This is a genomic window from Streptomyces niger (assembly GCF_000718305.1).
Classification (GTDB): domain Bacteria; phylum Actinomycetota; class Actinomycetes; order Streptomycetales; family Streptomycetaceae; genus Streptomyces; species Streptomyces niger.
In genome coordinates, this window is sequence record NZ_JOFQ01000008.1 from 611373 (window position 1) to 630209 (window position 18837).

General features: G+C 70.8%; 14 protein-coding genes, 1 tRNA gene, 3 pseudogenes and 1 riboswitch. Of the genes and pseudogenes, 12 read left to right on the top strand and 6 right to left on the bottom strand.

Going from position 1 to position 18837, the window contains the following annotated elements; all coding sequences use genetic code 11:
* Positions 1-90 precede the first annotated feature (90 nt).
* A tRNA-Lys gene (locus IF20_RS19150) sits at positions 91-163 on the top strand.
* 112 nt (positions 164-275) lie between these two features.
* Here IF20_RS19150 and IF20_RS37935 read toward each other — a convergent pair.
* Positions 276-1052 (bottom strand): annotated as a pseudogene (locus IF20_RS37935) (site-specific integrase); the annotation flags it as partial.
* A gap of 7 nt (positions 1053-1059) precedes the next feature.
* Between IF20_RS37935 and IF20_RS40020 the strand changes: the two are divergent.
* The 8 genes and pseudogenes from IF20_RS40020 to IF20_RS19190 form a co-directional block, all read left to right on the top strand.
* Positions 1060-1516, top strand: a pseudogene (locus IF20_RS40020) (mobilization protein); the annotation flags it as partial.
* Positions 1517-1910: 394 nt separating this feature from the next.
* Positions 1911-2414 (top strand): hypothetical protein, encoded by a 504-nt coding sequence (locus IF20_RS19160; RefSeq protein WP_052866384.1) that lies wholly within the window; start codon positions 1911-1913, stop codon positions 2412-2414.
* A gap of 497 nt (positions 2415-2911) precedes the next feature.
* Complete coding sequence (locus tag IF20_RS19165) at positions 2912-4249, top strand: hypothetical protein (protein ID WP_052866385.1); 1338 nt, start codon at positions 2912-2914, stop codon at positions 4247-4249.
* 76 nt (positions 4250-4325) lie between these two features.
* Entirely contained in the window at positions 4326-4991 is a 666-nt protein-coding gene (locus IF20_RS19170) for an ABC transporter ATP-binding protein (protein ID WP_234426714.1), read from the top strand.
* Positions 4988-6208 carry an ABC transporter permease gene (locus tag IF20_RS19175; RefSeq protein ID WP_052866387.1) on the top strand — a complete coding sequence of 407 codons (1221 nt, stop codon included), beginning with the start codon at positions 4988-4990 and terminating at the stop codon, positions 6206-6208. The genes IF20_RS19170 and IF20_RS19175 overlap by 4 nt, the downstream gene beginning before the upstream one ends.
* A 4-nt stretch (positions 6209-6212) precedes the next feature.
* Positions 6213-7352, top strand: a complete 1140-nt coding sequence (locus IF20_RS19180) for a hypothetical protein (RefSeq protein WP_052866388.1) — start codon at positions 6213-6215, stop codon at positions 7350-7352.
* A gap of 768 nt (positions 7353-8120) precedes the next feature.
* Entirely contained in the window at positions 8121-8831 is a 711-nt protein-coding gene (locus IF20_RS19185; RefSeq protein WP_052866389.1) for a hypothetical protein, read from the top strand.
* Positions 8832-9462: 631 nt separating this feature from the next.
* Positions 9463-10578: a PP2C family protein-serine/threonine phosphatase gene (locus tag IF20_RS19190; protein WP_234426715.1), complete on the top strand. Its 1116-nt coding sequence runs from the start codon at positions 9463-9465 to the stop codon at positions 10576-10578.
* 89 nt (positions 10579-10667) lie between these two features.
* On the opposite strand, the gene IF20_RS19195 is transcribed toward IF20_RS19190, so the two are convergent.
* Positions 10668-11840 (bottom strand): DUF2332 domain-containing protein, encoded by a 1173-nt coding sequence (locus IF20_RS19195; protein ID WP_052866391.1) that lies wholly within the window; start codon positions 11838-11840, stop codon positions 10668-10670.
* A gap of 274 nt (positions 11841-12114) precedes the next feature.
* A riboswitch (cyclic di-AMP (ydaO/yuaA leader) is annotated at positions 12115-12256 on the top strand.
* A gap of 11 nt (positions 12257-12267) precedes the next feature.
* Here IF20_RS19195 and IF20_RS19200 point away from each other — a divergent pair.
* From IF20_RS19200 to IF20_RS19205, 3 genes and pseudogenes are all read left to right on the top strand, one after another.
* Positions 12268-13623, top strand: a complete 1356-nt coding sequence (locus IF20_RS19200; RefSeq protein WP_407702523.1) for a M23 family metallopeptidase — start codon at positions 12268-12270, stop codon at positions 13621-13623.
* Positions 13624-13867: 244 nt separating this feature from the next.
* Positions 13868-13993: pseudogene (locus IF20_RS40025) on the top strand (VOC family protein); the annotation flags it as partial.
* Between the two features lie 226 nt (positions 13994-14219).
* Positions 14220-15203 (top strand): aldo/keto reductase, encoded by a 984-nt coding sequence (locus IF20_RS19205; protein ID WP_052866392.1) that lies wholly within the window; start codon positions 14220-14222, stop codon positions 15201-15203.
* Between the two features lie 123 nt (positions 15204-15326).
* On the opposite strand, the gene IF20_RS19210 is transcribed toward IF20_RS19205, so the two are convergent.
* The 4 genes from IF20_RS19210 to trmB form a co-directional block, all read right to left on the bottom strand.
* A complete protein-coding gene (locus IF20_RS19210) occupies positions 15327-15626 on the bottom strand; it encodes a hypothetical protein (RefSeq protein WP_110944308.1) in 300 nt (99 codons plus the stop codon).
* Between the two features lie 128 nt (positions 15627-15754).
* Entirely contained in the window at positions 15755-16216 is a 462-nt protein-coding gene (locus IF20_RS19215) for a very short patch repair endonuclease (RefSeq protein WP_234426716.1), read from the bottom strand.
* Between the two features lie 92 nt (positions 16217-16308).
* A complete protein-coding gene (locus IF20_RS19220) occupies positions 16309-17589 on the bottom strand; it encodes a PrsW family intramembrane metalloprotease (RefSeq protein ID WP_234426717.1) in 1281 nt (426 codons plus the stop codon).
* 223 nt (positions 17590-17812) lie between these two features.
* Positions 17813-18730: a tRNA (guanosine(46)-N7)-methyltransferase TrmB gene (trmB, locus tag IF20_RS19225; RefSeq protein WP_052866394.1), complete on the bottom strand. Its 918-nt coding sequence runs from the start codon at positions 18728-18730 to the stop codon at positions 17813-17815.
* Between the last annotated feature and the right edge of the window lie 107 nt (positions 18731-18837).

Here is an 18837-nt window from a genome sequence, read left to right on the forward strand (position 1 = left end):
GTGCCGCAGGCCCACATCGGGCCACTTCGACCCCGCCGAGCCCTAATGCCTTCCAGCTGAAGGACGAGCGCGGGCTATGCTGCTCGGTGCGGGCCATTAGCTCAATTGGCAGAGCAGTGGACTTTTAATCCATTGGTTCAGGGTTCGAGCCCCTGATGGCCCACCGGTCAGGCCCCTCGACAGGACGCTGACCAGCAAGAACGCGCCCCGGCTACTTTCTCTGGCCGGGGCGCTTCCTGTAGATCAGCCGATTGCGTGAGCGATGCGTGAGCGCACTACACGGCCGAGCTGCGAGGAACGAGCTGCGCTGCGGCTTCCGCGGCCCCCTTGGCCAGCTCAGGAAGGACGCTCGCGTAGATGTCCCTCGTGATCGTTATCGACGAGTGACCCAGCATCTCCTCAACTCCTCGACCACCTTCATGTCCGCTCCGGCAGCGAGCATCAGTGTGGCCGCGCCGTGCCGAAGGTCGTGGAGACGGACCGGCGGAAGACCTGACGCGGTGACAAGCCGCTCGAACAGGTCGGTGACCTTGCCCGGGTGGAGCCAGGAGCCGTCCTCACTGGTGAAGACGCGGCCGGTGTCGACCCACGCCTTCCCCCACGCCAGGCGTTCCTTCGCCCGCTGGGCGCGGTGGGCCTTGAGAGCGCGGACCGTCTGGTCGTCCAGGGGGGCGACACGGAAGCCGCTGGACGTCTTGGGTACCGACTCAGCGACCTCCCAGCCGTCTTGAACGAGCTGTGCGGACACGGTCAGGGAGCCGGCGTCCAGGTTCGTCTCCGCCACGGCTGTCCGCAGGCTTCGCCCCGCCGGAGGCCGCGGAGGGCTATGAGGTGCCACACGGCGTAGAGGCGGTCCTTGGACACGAAGTCGAGGAACTGCCCGACCTGCCCGACCTGCCCGATTTGCTCGGGCGTCCAGACCATGACAGGAGAGGGCCTGACGCTCGTCTCGCGCCATTGGGCAATCCGCTCGCCGGTCCAGAGCAGGGCCTTGGGCCGCTCGGCGGCTTCCAGCTAGACGTGTGAGCCGCCGGGGTGAAGGTGATCGGCTGCCCGGTCGCTCGTCAGGCCGTCCAGCACCTCCAGACCGCCAGCGCTCGCACTCTCGTCCCCGTCCTCGATGACCTCGCCGCCCGGCAGCCCAGGGAGGACGAACGCCGTCCCCTCACCCATGACATCCGGACCGCCGTACCCGACCACGCCGAACGCATAGTCACGACCCCGCCTGGCCTGCCCTCGCCACCGTCCTGGCCGACGCCGAGGCATGAGGCCACCGCCCCCACCAGCTCCTCAAGGAAGCCGCCGCACAACGCGAACTGACCACCGCCCGCAGCCCGCCCGTGTGCTGATCACCCGCATCCAGCACACCAGCCGCACCCCCGCCCCCGACCGCCGCGCCGAAGCAGCCCGCCGACGCTCGACCATGATCTCCTCGGCCCCTGCCCAGGCCGAAACCCCACAGCGAACGGCGGCGAACACGACACCCACCGAACGGCAGCACCGGCAACGCGGATAGTTCCCGTCGGATTCGAGGGGCCGTCCCCGCGGTCAGCGAGAGGGGCCCGCCCGCGGCGTCGGCCAGCTCGACGCGCGACCATGGAGCGGCGTCAAGGAACGACTGCGGACCGTCGGGCAACTCGCACGGCAGCTGCCATAAAGCCCAATGTCCCTGCATTATGTCCCTCGGGAAATCAGGCGGAAACTCCAGAAAATCTGGGGGAGTTGTGGTGAGCCGCGCGGACTGTGATCAGGGACACGCCGTCGCGCGTTCGCTGTGTGATCATGTCAATGGCATCATAGGGGGCGCTCGCACCGCGGGCGACTTTTTCTCTGGCACCCGCACTGACCATTCGGGAGCCTGAACGGGGCATCTGAAAAATCCATGCGGGTGCGCATGGATCGGGGGATTAATGAAGACGAAGACCGCACGTTCGCGTTTCCTGAAGGGCGCGGCGAGTGCCGCCGCACTCAGCGCCGGTCTGCTGATCGCCGCACCGAGTGCACACGCCACCAGTGACTCCGCCACCTGGAACATTCCTGGTGGCAACAAGATGTCGGTGAACGCCTGGCACTGTGGCACCTACGTGAGCGCCTGCGACTGGAAGGCGTCCACGAAGATGAAGGGCAGCAACCCGAAGAAGGCTCAGTGGATCAAGAACGTCGCTGACCTCCAGGCTCACGGCGTCAGCGTGAGCATCAAGATTTCGAAGAACCCCGAGGCATCGCTCAAGATGGTGAGCAAGTCTCTGGGGCGGGTGACCTGGAAGAACACCAAGACGTGGATCTCCGACACCAGCGGCCAGATGCGTCCCAGCAAGCTGACCACCTACGTGTCGACCAAGAGCTGCGGCTCGGCCCAGATCACCAGCAAGGTCAAGTTCAGCACGAAGTGCGTCTACGCCGGCGCTGCCTGACCAGCGGTGCGCGGCTGAACTGAATTGCTTGACGAGGGTGCGGACCGTCGGGTACCAGGCGGTCCGCACCCTCGGGGGTATGCACGAAGTGTTGGGGGGGACGCGTGTCATACATCGGGGTGGCGCGGAAGTCGAGAAATGCGCACGAGTGGCACCCGCGTAACTGGATTCTGCTGGCAGTTTGCTGCTGCTTGCTGCTCAGTTCATGTGGCTCTTCGGACGCACCTGCCGGTCGGCAAGGGGAGCAGTCGCAGAAGTACTTCCAAGGATTGGTCAGTTCGCAGAACGGGCTTTACTACCACCCCTTCTTGGAGAATGAACCAGCCGGTGTCGAGGCGCAGTCCTATGCGCTGGAAATACTGGCCGAGACGGGGCAGCGGCCAAAGGTTTCCCTCGACGCAAAGGAACAATCGGCACTGCACGACGACGCCCTTGCAATGTCTGCGCTGTGGGGACGTTATTGGCTCATCCCTTTCCGCCAGGCGGATGCCACTGGCGTGCTGACCGCCCGGGACGCCGAAGCTGTACAGAAGCTCCGTCAAAAGGATGGCTCATACCGCGATCCTGACCTCGGCAAGAAGGACACCGCAGCCCTCATCGGCACCACCTGGGCGGCTCTGGAGGTGCTGGACGCCGTCGGCTCTCTCGACGGGCCCGTTGCCACCGGAACCTCTTCGACAGCCGCCTGGCTGGAATCCCTGGCCGGCAAGACCGATGACCTGTCCGAAGCCGGAGCGCTGGCCCGCGCCCTGCAGCTGCTGTCGCAGCCCGTGCCGGAGCACCTCACTCGGCTGAAGGCGCCGCGCATGGACGACTTCACCTCCCTCGGCGCCGACGAGCGCATCTCGCGGCTCGTCGACACCTACGGATACGTGCAGGTACAGGAGGCTGCGGGACGGCGCCCCGCAATCGATGCGACAGCATGGCAGCAGGTGCTGAAGCACAACGCCGACACACTGGACTACGAACAGCTCTTCTACACCGTGCACATTCTGCACTCGGTCGGCACCGATACGAGCGTCTACCACGACGCCCGCCGTCGCCTGTTGCGCAACCGACTCGACAACGGCACGGTGCGCGATCCGGACGCCTACGCGGGCAGCCTGGACGCCTCCTTGTGGGTGGAGCGGCTGCGCTCCCTGGTCGGCTGGACGACCGAGGACCGCCCACTGGTCGCCGCGCTGGAGCGCACGGACGGGACCGCGGACCGGAGCCCGGACGGTGGCGAACTGCTCGCCCGGACCGCGCTGTTCCAGCAGGCCGGTTCTCCGGACCACGCGGACGGCACAGTGATCCAGGACTGCGCGGAAGGCCGGCTGCTGCCCGGCACTGTGACGGCGGACAACGCGGCCGAGTGGCAGCGTACGAGCATGGAGTGCGCCGAAGCCGGAGGCACCGTGCCGACGCCGGACGTGACCCGCTGGCAGCTCGACAGCCCGCAGCGGGCGGCGGCCGCCGGCGCGCTCGCGGTGGGTCTGGATGCCACGGACCACGCGGACGACGTCCCGGACTGGATCACCGCCGACACACTGGCCTCGTGGGCCAGGAACCCGGAACGTTTCACCTCCGTCTACGACTACGCCCAGGTCGTACGCGCCTACCTGTCGCTCGGCGGGCAGGCGAACGGCGCCCTACGCACGGCGATGCGGCGGGGCACCGGCCAGTACAAGGGGTGCCCCGGCATGCCGGACTTCTACCGGACCGGCGGCTCCGACCCCGGCTGCGATCTGAAGACCACCTGGGCGGTATGGGCGCTGGATCAGGAGGCGCAGGGCGTGCTCGACGCCCTGCCCGAGGGTGCTGCCCGCACGGCGGGCGCACGGGCACGACAGTAGGACAGTGATGGATGAAGGTGGGAGCGACACAGTGAGTGCGCCATTGCGCGTCGAAGGAGTGGGTAAGTCCTATTCCTTGCGCGGACAGAGAATCGACGTGCTGCGAGGTGTCGACCTCACCGTGGACCGTGGTCGCATCAGCGCCCTGATGGGGCGCTCCGGATCCGGCAAGAGCACCCTGCTGCACGTCCTCGGGCTGCTCACCCCGCCCGACACCGGCCGCATCCACCTCGACGGCAGAGACGTGACCGGCCTTCGCGACGCCGAGCTGGCCGATCTGCGCCGTCGGCAGTTGGGCTTCGTCTTCCAGTCCTACAACCTGCTCCCCCAGCATTCCGCGCTGGACAATGTGGTGCTGCCCGCGCTGCAGCGCCGCACCTCAGCACTGCAGCGCGGGCGCGAACTGCTGGAACGGGTGGGCCTCGGCGACCGTGCCGGCCACCGTCCTGGCGAACTGTCCGGCGGCGAGCAGCAGCGTGTCGCGCTGGCCCGCGCGCTCATCAACGACCCGCCCGTCATCCTCGCGGACGAGCCCACGGGCAATCTCGACGAGAACAGCGAGGAACTGCTCCTCAAGCTGTTCAGGGAGCTGGCCGACGAGGGCAAGGCCGTGCTGATCGTGACCCACAACCAGGCCGTGGCGGAGATCGCCGACACGGTATCGCGCATCGCCGACGGCACACTCGACAACACCGCCACCGGTGGCGAGGACAAGGCGGCACGAGGGACGGACGCCACATGAGCCTGTTGCGACTCGCGCTGTCCAATGTGATCGCGCTGCGCCGCCGCCTGTACGGCCTGGTCACCCTGGTGGCCGTGGCCACCGCCGTGTGCCTGGCCTCCATGGGCATCGCCGACCGCGCACAGGGGGCTGCCGACACTGGTGTGAAGGAGAGTTATGCCAACCGGAGCATCAAGGTCGACCAGAGCGACGATGATCGCCCGGATGCCAAGCCGCTGACCGAGCGTGCGGAGCAGCAGCTGCGCGCGCTGCCCGGCGTCCAGGCCGTGCAGCACCGGGCCCAGGCCTCGTTCGGGCTGAAGGACGACCACGTGGATGGTGTGCTGCTCTATGCCACGACCTACCGTGCGTCGATGGTCCCGCCCGTCACGGACTCCGTGCGCAAGGCGGTCTTCCCGCTGCACGCCGGGGAGGTGGTGCTTCCGGCCACCTCACAGGGCGAGAGCATGAAGCCGGAGCTCGGCAAGAAGGTGACGGTCGAGACCACCCGGTACATCGCGCAGGGGCAGGGCACGGGTGCCTCCGACACCGTGCGGGTCGTCGGTCTGTACGACCCCACCTGGCAGCTGGACGGCCCGGACGTGGCCTACGCCGATGACGCCACCGTGGTGCGCTGGGCCGCAGCAAAGGCCGGGGTACCGGAGAAGAGCTACCTGAGCAGCGTCGGATACGACCAGCTGACCGTGGTCGCCGCGTCCTCCGGCAAGGTGGCGGACGTACAGCACCGCGTCCAACAGCTCGGCTATCCGGCCACCACGCTCCAGCAAGAACTCAGCGCGCTGCCCACGGTCCTGGAGCTCATCAGGTCGGTCGGCAAGGTACTGGTTGTGGTCCTGGGGCTGCTGTCCTTCGCGGGCGCGGTGACAGTGACCGGCGCGCTGGCTCGGCAGCGGGTGCGCGAGATCGGCATCCTCAAGGCCGTCGGCTTCCGTACCCGTTCCGTACTCTCCCTGCTCATCGTAGAAATGGCGCTGACCGGCGTGGTCTCCGCGGTGCTCGGCACAGCGCTGGGCGCCGTGCTGAGTGGCGCCGGAGCCGCTCTGCTCCGCGGCCAGGCGGACACCGCCGCGTACGTGGAAGGTGCGGTTCTGCTCCCCGGCCCCGGCATGACGCTGCTGTTGCTCGGGGCACTGATACTCGTCGTCGTCGCCGGTGCGCTGCTTCCGGCCCGACGTGCAGCGGTACTTCCCCCCACCGACGCGATGAAGGACTGGTAAGCCCATGCGCACGCACCACACACACCACAAGGATTATGTCGTCACTCGTACCGGACGCGTGCGGCGGCGTTCGCTGCGCGGGGCGTTGCCGCTGGCTGCCGTGGGGCTGCTGACGGTGGTCGCGACCACGGCATGCTCGGTGGAGCCGGGCGGTGTCGAGCTGGGCTCGGACTGGAAGGGGGCCCGTGCCTTCTCGCTCGCCGAGGTCGACGGTCAGCTGACCGTTGTGGGCGTCAACCCGCAGAAGGGCAAGGCGGAACCTCTGGTAGTCGTACCGTCGCAGGCCGACGACAACGACACCCTCGCCCCACAGATCGTCCGCCTCGCCGACGGCCAGTGGGTCATCTCCGTCCCGCGTAAGGGCGGGAAGCCGGACCGGATGTACCGGATCGACCGCAAGGACCACGCCGTCGCCGCGCAGGGTGCCGGCCTCGAGCCGCTGCACGGACTGTTCCCGGGCAAGAGCCGGGTCGCGGCCGTCCCCGGCCTCCCCGATGAGGGCAAGGCGGGCGGCAAGGGGCAGGGAGACAGCAGCGCGGTACTGGTGGAGAAGCCCGCTGACTGGACCACCGACCGTACGGTGAAGATCCCGGGCACCATTTCGCTCGCCGCCTCCGGCCTGGATTCCGACGAACTGTGCGTGGCGCAGGACGCGGAGGACGGCAAGGGCAGGACCAAGGTGGCAACCGTCGACCTCCTGGACGGCAAGGTCCATGACGGTGCGGCGGCGCCGGAAGGGTTCGAGGCTCAGCAGCTCGCCTGCGACGACGGCCACCCGGTGCTGGCCGGGCCCGGCGGGGCGCCGGGGAAGACCTCCGGCGGCTCCGGCAAGGTCAGCGCGGAGCAGAAGGACGGCAACATGATCGTTACCGTCGAAGGCGGGCGCGTCGACCAGCTGGCCGTGGACGGCGACACCATCGTCGCCGCGGTGTTCCACGACGACAAGGAAAGCCTCGTCACCCTCGACGCGAAGTCGGGCGAGGAGACCCACCGCGTCGCTCTCTCCGGACTGACCGACGCCCAGGGCCTTCAGCGTACGGAGCAGGGCTGGTTGGTCTTCTCCGACGAGGGGGCCGCGTTCGCCACCTCGGCCTCGAAGACGGCCAAGAAAATCACCCTGCCGGGGAAGCTGCTCGCTTCCTGATGCCCTGGCTCCGCCACATACTGCAGGTCCTCCGGCGCTGACGTTTTTTCCCGCGATGGTTCGTCGGAACGGGCAGTGGAGACTGAGGGTCTGCCGGTGCTGACGGCGTCGATGACGGCCTGGAGTTCGCGGGCGGGGCTGGGCTGTCATCCCGCCAGTAGCATCGCAGCGTGTACCAGAGCGCCGGACACAGCCACGAGCGGCCCCTACCGACCATGGCCCTGGAGTGGTTGAGGCGGATGGTGTTCTGACCGGCCTCCTTCTCTGCCTATTGCAGGCGGTGGACTTCGGTCCGCGGCGGGATGGCGGCGGCCGTCCCGGACCCGCACCGTCACGCCCCGGCCGGACTCTCCGGTCGGGGCGTTTCCGTTGCTGCAGGCGCCGGCGAACTCGTTGCCGTACCCGTTGCCGTGCTCGTGGCTGCTCGTGGCCGGTCCGGTGACTGCCGTGTCACCTGCGGGGCGGCGGTCAGCACGGCCTTGCCACCTCTGGGGCGGCGGTCAGCACGGCCTTGCCACCTCTGGGGCGGCGTTCAGCGCGGTCGTGTCACCTGTGGGTCGCGTTTTGCACGGTCCGGTTCCGGTAGCGATCATGACCCGGCGAAACGATCATGCCGTCGCGCCGCTGGAGAGACCGACGGCTCCCGGCGGCGGGGTGCGGAGGGTGCACGGATGACGGCGCGTGACCCGCGGCCGCCCCGGGCGTGAGGCGGCGCCCGCCATGCGCGCGGCCGCAGGAGCCGAGAGCAGTACGGGAGCGGAGCACCGAATGGCCGCGAGCACGCGTTCCGGGGAGCCCGACGAGAAGATCGTGCGGCTCCTCTTCACCGACTTCGACGGGGACCGCGCCGACCCGGACGACGTCATCAGCGACGGGCTCGACGGCGGCTACGCGGACCGTACCGAAGCGCTGGCCGCGATCCTGCGGGACCCGGCCGAGGGGCCGTACGAGCGCTTCCTGGCCTGCCTGGCGCTGACCAGGTGGGGCGACGCCCTCGGTTACGCGGCCGTCGTCGAGGCGGCGTCGTCCCCGGAGTCGGTGGACTGGCGCGGTGCGTCGTACGACAGGCTGCACTCCCGGGACGACACCTTCGGGTTGCTGGCCGAGGCGGTCGGGGACAGCGCCGACATGGTCGAGGAGCGGTCCACGCCGGACGCCCGCGTCGACGCCGCGCGGGCGCTGCTGGCCATTGCCGACCGGGTCCGGTTCGACCGGCGCATCAGCGCCCTGCTCCGTCGGGACCTGCTGTCCGCGTGCCTGCCCGCGCTGCGGGACGCGGTGGACCGCGGTGTACGGCGGCTCGCGGAGCGGGAGCGGCTCGGCTTCGACCTCGGGGTGCAGCTGGCGCTGATGATCGTCGCGGCCCACCCCGCCGACCCGGCCTGGGCCGCTGCCGCCGGCGGTCGCCTCGCCAGGGCCGAGCCGGGCGAGCGTGCGTTGCAGGAATTGCGGGACCTGCAGGAGCCACGGGGCGCGTGAGACAGCAGCCCGGGGCGTGAGACAGGAGCCACAGGGCGCATGAGACCGGAGCCACAGGGCGCGTGAGACAGGAACCGCGGGGAGCGTGAGGCAGGAACTACGGGGGCGTGTGCGAGTCGAGCACGGCGCGAATGCGCGTCGCGCACACCGATCGGCGGTGCCACTTCCCGCTTGCCGGGACACCCGTACCGCCAAGGACGACGACACCCGCGCCTTCTGGGCAGTGACGGCCCGGATGCGCATCGCGGTTCGGCTCCGGCACCGACGCCGAAGCCGGCTGGAGACGCCGAAGACACGAAGCCGACCGACGACGCCGAAGAAGCCGACCGACGACGCCGAGGCCGACCGACGACGTCGGAGACGGCCAGGAGGAGGGACGGACCGTGCCGTCCGTACGGGCGTGCCCCGTCCGGCCCTCGACGGGTCGCCTCGTCGCGCCGGGGCAGGCACCCTGGGACGGCGTTGGTGGCTTTGTGGCCTCGGTGGCGTCCGTGGCGCGGGCGGTGATGACGGACGCGCGGCACGACACGGGAAACGGGCGCGCGGCACGACACGGGAAACGGGCGCGGGAAACAGCGCGGGAAACAGCGCGGAAAAGAGGCCGGTGCGGATGGGGCGAGGCGGAACGGGCATGCCGGAAGAGCGGGAGCGGCAGGCCCGTCGGGACGGTCTGCCGCGGTTCGGCCGCCGGCTGGTGTGCTGGCTGCCCGCCATCTTCCTGATCGGCGGCCTGGCCTTCGACCTGCTGACGCCGACGCCGTACACCGCGGCGCCCTTCTTCTCGGCGGCGCCTCTGGTGGCGGCGCCGCTGTACTCATTGCGGTACACCGCCCTGAGCGCGGTCCTCTCCGTCCTGGCGGAGCTGGGCGTGGTCGCCTTCCACGGCCGGACGGGCGGCTACGAGTCGTACACCGAGGCGGTGACCGTCCTGGTCGTGGCCGTCCTCGCGCTCGGCATCAACCGCGTCGTACGGATCAGCGACGCCCGGCTGGCCTCCGTGCGGGACGTGGCCGAGGCGGCCCAGCGCGCCGTGCTGCCGCTGCCGCCGGACCGCATCGGCGGGCTCGACGTGGCCGCGCGGTACGAAGCGGCGCAGGCGGATGCCCGTATCGGCGGTGACCTGTATGCCGTGCAGGACACCCCGCACGGCGTACGGCTGATCGTCGGCGACGTACGGGGCAAGGGGCTGGAGGCCGTGGAAGCCGCCGTGATCGTGATCGGGGCCTTCCGGGAGGCCGCGGAACAGGAGGCCACGCTGGAGGCGGTGGCCGGGCGGCTGGAGCGGGCGCTGCAGCGCGAGGGCAGCAGGCGCGAGGGGCTGGACCAGTTCGAGGGGTTCACGACGGCCGTCCTCGCCGAGGTGCCGTCCGAGGAGCGCGGGCTGCTTCGGGTGCTGAACCGTGGCCACCCCGCGCCCCTGCTGCTGTGCGCGGACGGCACACTGAGCGAGCTGGCACCGCGTACCCCGGCGCTGCCCCTCGGGCTGAGCGAGGTCGCGGGCTGGCCGGACCGCGCGGACGAGTCCCGGTTCCCGCCCGGCGCGATGTTGCTGCTGTTCACCGACGGGGTGACCGAGGCGCGGGACACGGAGGGGGTGTTCTACGAGCCGGCGGTCCGGCTCTCCGGCCGCGTGTTCACCGGCCCCGACGCGCTGCTGGACGCCCTCGTGGCGGACGTGGCACAGCACACGGGGGGCGAGACCGAGGACGACATGGCCCTGCTGGCGCTGCGCAGACCGGAGGGGTGAGTTCGGGAGGGGTGACGCCCCCGTGCTGGTTTCCGGGCCGCTGCCGCTCCGTGCCGTCTCACTGAATTCCGCGCCTCCAGTGACGCCGCCTATGAGTCCCCTGGCTCCTGCGGCCTCGGGAGCCACTGCACGCTCCGCCCGTGCTGTTCCGTGAGCGCGACCGGCCGGCCGTCGACGGCGAGCGTGAGGTGGTGCGCGTCGGCGGGGCGCGGGCCGGGCAGCCAGGGCAGCACGCTGTGGTGCTCCTGGGAGACCCAGTGCCCGGGCCGGTCCGCGAGCAGCGACCGTACGACCCGTACGAACTCCTCGCGGCGTTCCAAGGGCAGGTAGGTCAGCACCGCCGTGTGGAAGACCACCAGCGTCGCTTCGCGCGGCGCCTGCGCGGCCAGCGCAGGCAGCTCGTCCAGGAGGTCGCCGCGTACGAGGGGGGCAGGCGGCGCGCCACGTACGGCCTCGATGGCGGCCAACTGCCGGCCGGCCCGGTCCGCACCGACGTCCGCACGGATGCCCGCACGGATGTCCGCGCCGATGCCCGCGCCGACGTCCGTGCCGATGGTGGCCCCCGTGCCCGCACCGATGTCCGCGCCGACGCTCGTGCCGACGTCAGTGCCGGGGTCCGTGTCGTGTTCCGAGCCCGGCCAGACCAGGGCCTGGAGCCAGCGGACGTCGTCCGGGTCGGACGGGTCGAGCGGTTCGAGGTCGATGCCGGCCCGCCAGACGACCTGCGGCAGCGCGGCCGGTACCGGCGTGCCCGGAGACGTACGGCACGGGAAGACCACCGGGCTGCCCGGGGCCCCGAACTCCGGCCCGCCGTCGTAGCGGTAGCGGTACCGGTCCGGGTGCAGGCACAGCCCGGCCGCCGCGCCGACCTCCAGGAGCGCGAGCGGCTGGGGGAGACGGGCGAGGACGGGCAGCAGCGCGGCGCAGCGCGCGGGCTCGTTGGTCTGGGTGAGCCGCCGCATCATGACGTCGCGTACGTCGTCCCAGTGCCGGATGGTCCACTCGCGCCAGGTCCGGTACGCGAAGTCGCCGCGGGGGCCCTGCGCGGCGTGCGGGCCGTCGAGGTAACGGACGGCGGCGAGCAGGAGATTGGGCTGCTGCTTGTTGCCCGGTGGCAGCGAGGCGGCCAGGAGGTCGCAGAACTCCGGGTCCTGGCTGATGCGGGCGGTCAACTCCTCATGGGCCCGGGACACGCCCCGTGCCTGCTGCCACGAGAAGTCCGCGTACCGATCCGCCACTGCCTGCGCGCTGTTGACGACCATGATCAGACGCTACTGCTCTCACCGTCCGTAGTTGCTGCGCACCCCTCCGCATAACAACTGGCAAACGATCAGTCCGGTTCGGGTTTCCGATACGCGGTCAACTCGCCCCTATTTAGCCGTGACTGAGTGCATAAGTCCTGGTCAGCGGCCATACGGATTCAGGGGAACGCTTGGAATCCAGCCGTCCCTTCCATTACTGTCCGATAACGGAGCGCGGTCGTTTCAGCCGTCGCAAGAGGCGGCAACGCGCGCCGACGCCGAATCCCAACAGCGCACTTCAGCACCGCAGCACCCGCCAAGGGAACCGGGGAACCACCACCTTGGGGTGAATCGGGCGACTCCCCCGGAGCCGCTCGTAGGAGACCTTCCTGCTCCGAACCCGTCAGCTAACCCGGTAGGCGAGAAGGAAGGAAAGGAGTGCGCCCCCGTGGCGTCCAACAAGCCTGCCCCCGACCCGTCCCGCCGGACCGCGTACGAGCCGTTCGCGACGCATGAGGGGGTGGTGCACGACTCGTACGCGCACCCCCATGCGCACCCGTACCCCCACCCGCAGTACTCGCAGCATCTGCACCCGCAGTCGGGCCATGAGTTGAGCCATGAGTTGAGCCATGAGTCGGCCCATGAGTCGGCCCATGAGTCGGGCCATGAGGACCCCGGGGCCCACACAGGGCCGGCGTTCGCCGACACGGCTACTTTTCCGGCCGCTTCCGACACGGCCACCTTCTCCACGGTTTCCGATACGGCCGCCTTCCCCACCGTGGATGCCGTGGACGGCGTGCACGACGGGGCGTGGGAGGAGTGGAATCCCACGGAGGAGTCCGTACGCCCCGTACGCGGCAGACACCGCGTGGCCAAGCAGCGCGGTGGCGGCCTCGCCCGCAGCAGCACGGTCCTGGGCGTCGGCGTCATGGCGGCGGTCGGCGCGGGCGGCATCGCCACCGCGCAGGGCAAGCCGCAGGTCTCCATATCCATGCCAGACCTGGGCGGCGTGGCCGAGCGCGTATCCGAGAAGCTCCCCGCCGCCGAGTCCCTGCCGGGCATCGGCGAGTTGGTCTCGCACGACTCCGCCGACGCGACGGACACGCAGGGCGGCCCGTTCACGCAGGCCGCCGGCATCGCCGGGAGCGAGCACTCGCAGGGCGGCGGCGAAGCTCTCCGGGCCCGCATCCTCGAACAGGCCGAACAGGCGCAGAACTCCGCCGACCAGGAGGCCCGCGAGGCCGCCGAGCAGGCCGCCGTCGAGCAGGCCGAGGCGGCCGCCGCCGAGCGCCGGCAGGATGCCGAAGCCGCGAAGGAGAAGGCCGACGCGGAGGCCAAGGCCAAGGCCGAGGAGGCGGAGCGGAAGAAGGCCGAGGCCGCCCGCGCCGCCAAGCTCGCCGAACTGGCCAAGAGCTACACGCTCCCCGTCTCCTCCTTCACCATCACCGCCACCTTCGGTCAGGCCGGCGACCGTTGGGCCGCCGACCACACCGGCCTGGACTTCGCCGCACCGACCGGCACCCCGGCCAAGGCGGTGCACAGCGGCACGATCACGCAGGCCGGCTGGGCCGGCTCGTACGGCTACCGCATCGTCGTCACCCTCGATGACGGCACCGAGCTCTGGTACTGCCACCTCTCCTCGATGGTGAAGACCTCCGGCAAGGTGAACACCGGCGACGTGATCGGCCGGGTCGGCGCCACGGGCAACGTCACGGGCCCGCACCTCCACCTGGAGGTCCGGCCGAGCGCCGACTCCCCGATCGACCCGATGCCCTGGCTCCGCGACCACGGCCTGAACGTCTGAGTTCGGCCGATCCGCCGCCCGCGGGCTTCCGATGTCGGGCACCGGGCACTTGTCTGCCGTCGCCGCCGCCTCGTGCGCCCGCCCCGTAGGGCGCACACAGCAGGAGGGGAGAGGCGGTGGCCGACGGTCGGGTCTCCGCGTGCCCGCGGGCCGTCCCCGGCCTCCCGTGCGCGGACCCGCACACTCCGGCGGCCCCGATGCCCCACACATCGGGGCAGTCGACGTCGACACGCCGATCAGCGAGGGCATACGGATCATCCAGCTGACCCCGCCCGGCTCCCGCTGCTCGATCGCCCTCATGCAAGGCATGCCCCCGGCCCCTGGCCGATCAGCGATGGCCCCGGGATCGCTCCAGGGGCTCCAGCTGTGCAGACGGCAGGACACCCCCGACCACCACCCGACCACCACCCGACGAAGCGTTCGTTACCTGCCGACCTGCCTGTCATTCACTCGGTGCCGTGCCGTGCCGTGCCGTGCCGTGCCGGTGCCGGCACCGTTGGCTGTTGGCTGTTGGCTGATGGCGGGCAATCGAGTGACGCACCGTCTCTCCCCCAGCCGCTCGGAATAACTCGCACCACCACCTCGCTGTCGCCCATATGTCGACTTCCTCTGCACCCACTCCCGGCAACGGCCCCGTCCCGCTCCCCTCCTCGAAGCCGCTCGGCTCGCTCTCCGTCTCGCCGCTCTCCCTCGGCGGGAACGTGTTCGGCTGGACCGCCGACGAGGCGACGTCCTTCGAGGTGCTGGACGCGTTCACCGCGGCCGGCGGCAACTTCATCGACACGGCCGACGCGTACTCCTTCTTCGCGCCCGGCAACAAGGGCGGCGAGTCCGAGACGGTCATCGGCGACTGGCTCACCGCCCGGGGCAACCGTTCCGACCTCGTCATCGCCACCAAGGTCGGTGCCCTCCCCGAGCGCAAGGGCCTGTCCGCCGCCAACATCAAGGCGGCCGTCGACGAGTCGCTGGCCCGTCTCCGCACGGACTACATCGACCTGTACTACACCCACTACGACGACGAGTCGGTCGAGGTCTCGGAGATCATCTCCGCCCTCGACGACCTGGTGAAGGCCGGCAAGGTCCGCGAGATCGGCGCCTCCAACATCTCCCCCGAGCGGCTGACCGAGTCCCTGGAGTTCTCCTCCCGCGAGGGACTGGCCCAGTACGTCGCCCTCCAGCCGCACTACAACCTCGTCTCCCGCGACACGTACGAGGGTCCGCTGCGCGACGTCGCCGCCAAGTACGGCCTCGGCGCCATGCCGTACTACGGCCTCGCCTCCGGCTTCCTGACCGGCAAGTACCGCCCCGGCGCGAACGTGGACAGCGCCCGCTCCGGCAAGGCCGCCGAGCACCTGGCGACCGAGCGCGGGCGCCGCGTCCTGGCCGCCCTCGACGAGGTCGCCGAGCGCCACGACGCCGAGCAGGCCACCGTCGCGCTCGCCTGGCTCGCCGCCCAGCCCACGGTCACGGCACCCATCGCCAGCGCCCGCACCGTGGCCCAGCTCCCGGCCCTGATGTCGCTCTCCACCCTGCCCCTCACGAACGAGGACCTGAAGCTCCTGACGGACGCCTCGGCGTGACCACGACCTGCTGAGGCCGCACCGCTGAGGCCGAGGCCGCAGCGGCCGCACACCACAGAGGGGCGGCGTACGTTTCCGCGTACGCCGCCCCTCCGGTCGTTGCGGCACCTGGCCGCTCCGTCGTCACTTCCGGTCGACGACCGCCCACGAGGTCGCCGCCACGGCTCCGGCCACCGCGAATACCGAGGGCCACGCCCCGACCTTCTTCGCCAGCGGGTGCGAGCCGGCGAACGCGGCGACGTACAGCCCGGTCAGCGCTGCCGCCGTACCGTTCCCGCCCTTCCGCTGCCACTCCCGCGCAGCGACTACCCCGGCCGCCGCCAGCGCCACCCCGCCCAACGGCCGCTTCTTCGTCCACCGGGCCACGCCATAACCCCCGACAAGCCCACTAGCAGCCACCACACTCGCCGGCACCCGAGCCATCGTCACAACCTCCGCATCGTGGACATCTCTCCCCAAGACCTTACGCTCGGTCGTTCGCACGCGGACGGGTGACTCAACCCGTCCCGCGAGGCCACCGGGAGCGGAAGGCCGGGGCGGCGGTCGGCGGATCAGCTCTGCCGGTTCGGCGGGTCGGCCGCGGTTCTGCCGCCGCGCTCGGCAGTGAGTGTCGCGGCAATGCGTGTGGCGACCTCGGCGGGGGCCTCGTGTTCCCAGAAGCGGAGGACCGTCCAGCCGGCAGCGGTGAGGTGTTCGGTCGTCTCCAGGTCGCGCGTCATGTTGCCGTCCAGCTTTTGGCGCCACCATTCGGCGTTCGCCTTCGGGTGGGTGGCGTGTTCGGGACAGCCGTGCCAGAAGCAGCCGTCGAGGAAGATCGCGACCTTGGCCCCGGGGAAGGCGATGTCGATCGTCCGGCGCGGTAGGTCGGGTACGCGCCACTGCAGCCGATAGCGCATCCCGGCGGCGTGGAGCAGGCGGCGGACCGCCATCTCCACGGAGGTGTCCTTGCGGGCCTGGCGACTCATGCGGGCCGAGACACCGGGGGAGGAGGGCGTGACAGGCACGGGATCCATTGTGCCGGACGGCTCGCGGGGCGAGCCGGGGGTCGCCGGCGACGGATCCGCCCAACCGTCATGCGGAGTCGGCGAGGAGGTGGCTTCCGGCCCTAAGGGTGTCTCCGGGTGTGATGCGCGTGGGTCAAGGCTGGGTGGGCCAGGGGCTTGGTTTGCCAGAGGTGGTGGAGGAGGGCGCGTTCGCGGGTGTGGAAGTCGGGGGTGGGGCCGATGCGGTGGGCGCGGCGGCGGAGGAAGGCGAGGGACGTGGCCAGGGCCGCGTATTCACTGACGGCGCGGGCGGCGGCCGGGCCGTGGGTGCGGCGGGCGATCGTCCGGGCCAGGGCGCGTGTCTTGAGGGAGGAGAGGGTGAGCGGGTCGGTCGGGGTGAGCCAGCCGGCGGCCGCGTACGGGGGCAGGTAGGTGCGCAGGGAGAGCAGTTCCTCGCGGCGCGACCAGACGGCGAGGCAGGAGACGGCCGCGAAGACCGGGACCATGAAGAGCCCGTAGACGGCCAGGAAGCCGAAGCTGCCGAGGGAGGACGCGGAGTTCCATATGGAGTGGAGCAGGATCGCCGTCAGCAGGCCGAGGACGGGGAGCGCCAGGCGCAGCGGGCGGTGGTGCGGGAAGCGGGTCGCGGCGATGCCGAAGGCCAGGCCGGTGAGGACCGTGAAGAGCGGGTGCGCGAACGGCGACATGATGACGCGTACGAAGAAGGTGCCCGCGGTGAGGGAGTCGGCGAGCCCGGCCAGTGAGTGCGGACTGAGGGAGCCGAGGGAGAGATCGCGGCCGACGGCGTTGCCGAGGTAGAGGACGTTCTCGGTGAAGGCGAAGCCGGTGGCGGTGAGGCCGGCGATGACGATGCCGTCCGTGATGCCGTCGACGTGCCGGCGCCGGAAGACGAAGAGCAGGAGGATGGCGGCGGCCTTCGCCGACTCCTCGACGACGGGCGCCACCACCGTACTGCTCCACGTCTCGGCGTCGGTGGGGGAGACGCTGGCGATGTTCGTACTGAGCCATTGGGTCGCGAAGCCGTTGGCCACGATCGCGACGAGGGTCGCGGCACAGGCGCCCCAGGCGAAGGCGAACGCGAGGTTGCGCCATGGCTCCGGCTCCACGCGGTCCAGCCAGCGGAAGACCGTGACCAGCACCGGGACCGGGAAGACGGCGAGCGCGAAACCGACCAGGAACCCTTCGGTGCCGGTCTGCCGGCGGACCATGGCCAGGATGGCTATGCCGGACATGGTCAGCAGGGCTATGAGGGTGATGAGGGACAGGGCGCGGAACAGCGCTCTGCGGGAGGCCGGCGAGCTTCGGGGCGCGAGCGTGCGAGCGAGGAAGCCCGGGCGGCAGCCGCCGGCGCCGGTCGTGGAGCCGTCGGGCCCCTGAGGCATGGCCGGTGGCCCGCTCGGTGGCCCGTACGAGGGACCCGAGGGGCGGTCCGGCGACGGCTGGGACGGGTGCACTCTTCGACAGTAACCACCAGGTGGCGGCGGCGCGCGCAGTCGGACACCTGGGCCGATAGGTGAGGGTGGCGGGGGCGGATACGGGTCGGATTTCAGCCGGTTTGCGGCCGGTTTGCGGTCGGTTTCGGTGGCTGCCGGGGAGCGGGCCCGATCAGTCCGTGCGGCGGCGGAAGAGGAGGTCGTGGACGACGTGCCCCTTGTCCAGGCCCTGGCCTTCGAACTTGGTGAGGGGGCGGAAGTCCGGGCGGGGCGCGTAGCCGTCGTGGAGGTTCTCCAGGGTCGGCTCGGCGCTCAGAACGTCCAGCATCTGCTCGGCGTACGGCTCCCAGTCGGTCGCGCAGTGGACGGTTGCGCCCGGTGCGAGCCGCGTCGTGACCAGGGAGAGGAACTCCGGCTGAATCAGGCGGCGCTTGTGGTGGCGCTTTTTGGGCCACGGGTCCGGGAAGTACACGCGCAGACCGGCCAGGGACGCGGGGGCGAGCATCTCGCGGAGCAGGATGATCGCGTCACCGTTGGCCACCCGGACGTTCGAGAGGCCGTTGCGTTCGGCGAGGGCGAGGAGATTGCCCTGGCCGGGGGTGTGGACGTCGCAGGCGAGGATGCCGGTGTCCGGGTCGGCGGCGGCCATCTGCGCCGTCGCCTCGCCCATGCCGAAGCCGATTTCGAGGACGACGGGCAGGCCGTCGAACATCTCGTCCAGGTCGATCCGCGACAGGCCGTCGATGTCCAGGCCCCACTTGGGCCACAGCCGGCGGATCGCGTCGGCCTGGGAGGGCGACACGCGGCTGCGGCGCGGCTGGAACGAGCGGATGCGCCGCTCGTGGTGCGAGCCGGCCGGGTCGGCGGCCGGGCCTGTGCCGTGCGGGAACATCGGCTCGCGCCCGCCGAGCCGTTGGCCGTCCGGGGACGTCGTCTGCGGTGCCGTCTCCGCGGCTGCTTCCGGCGGACCGGGGACGCCGCCGATCTGCTGCTCGGGGGCGGTACCCGCGGGCCGTCCGGGGGCGGTACCCGCGGGCCGTCCGGGTGCGGCGGGGGCGGGCTCGGCTGGGGTGGCGGGGTTCTCGGACACAGTGGGTCGATTCTACGGGCGGGCGAACGCGGACGGCCGGTCGCGGACTTCCGGTCGCGGACGGCCGGTCGCGGACAGCTGGTCGCGGACAGCTGGTCACCGGTGGG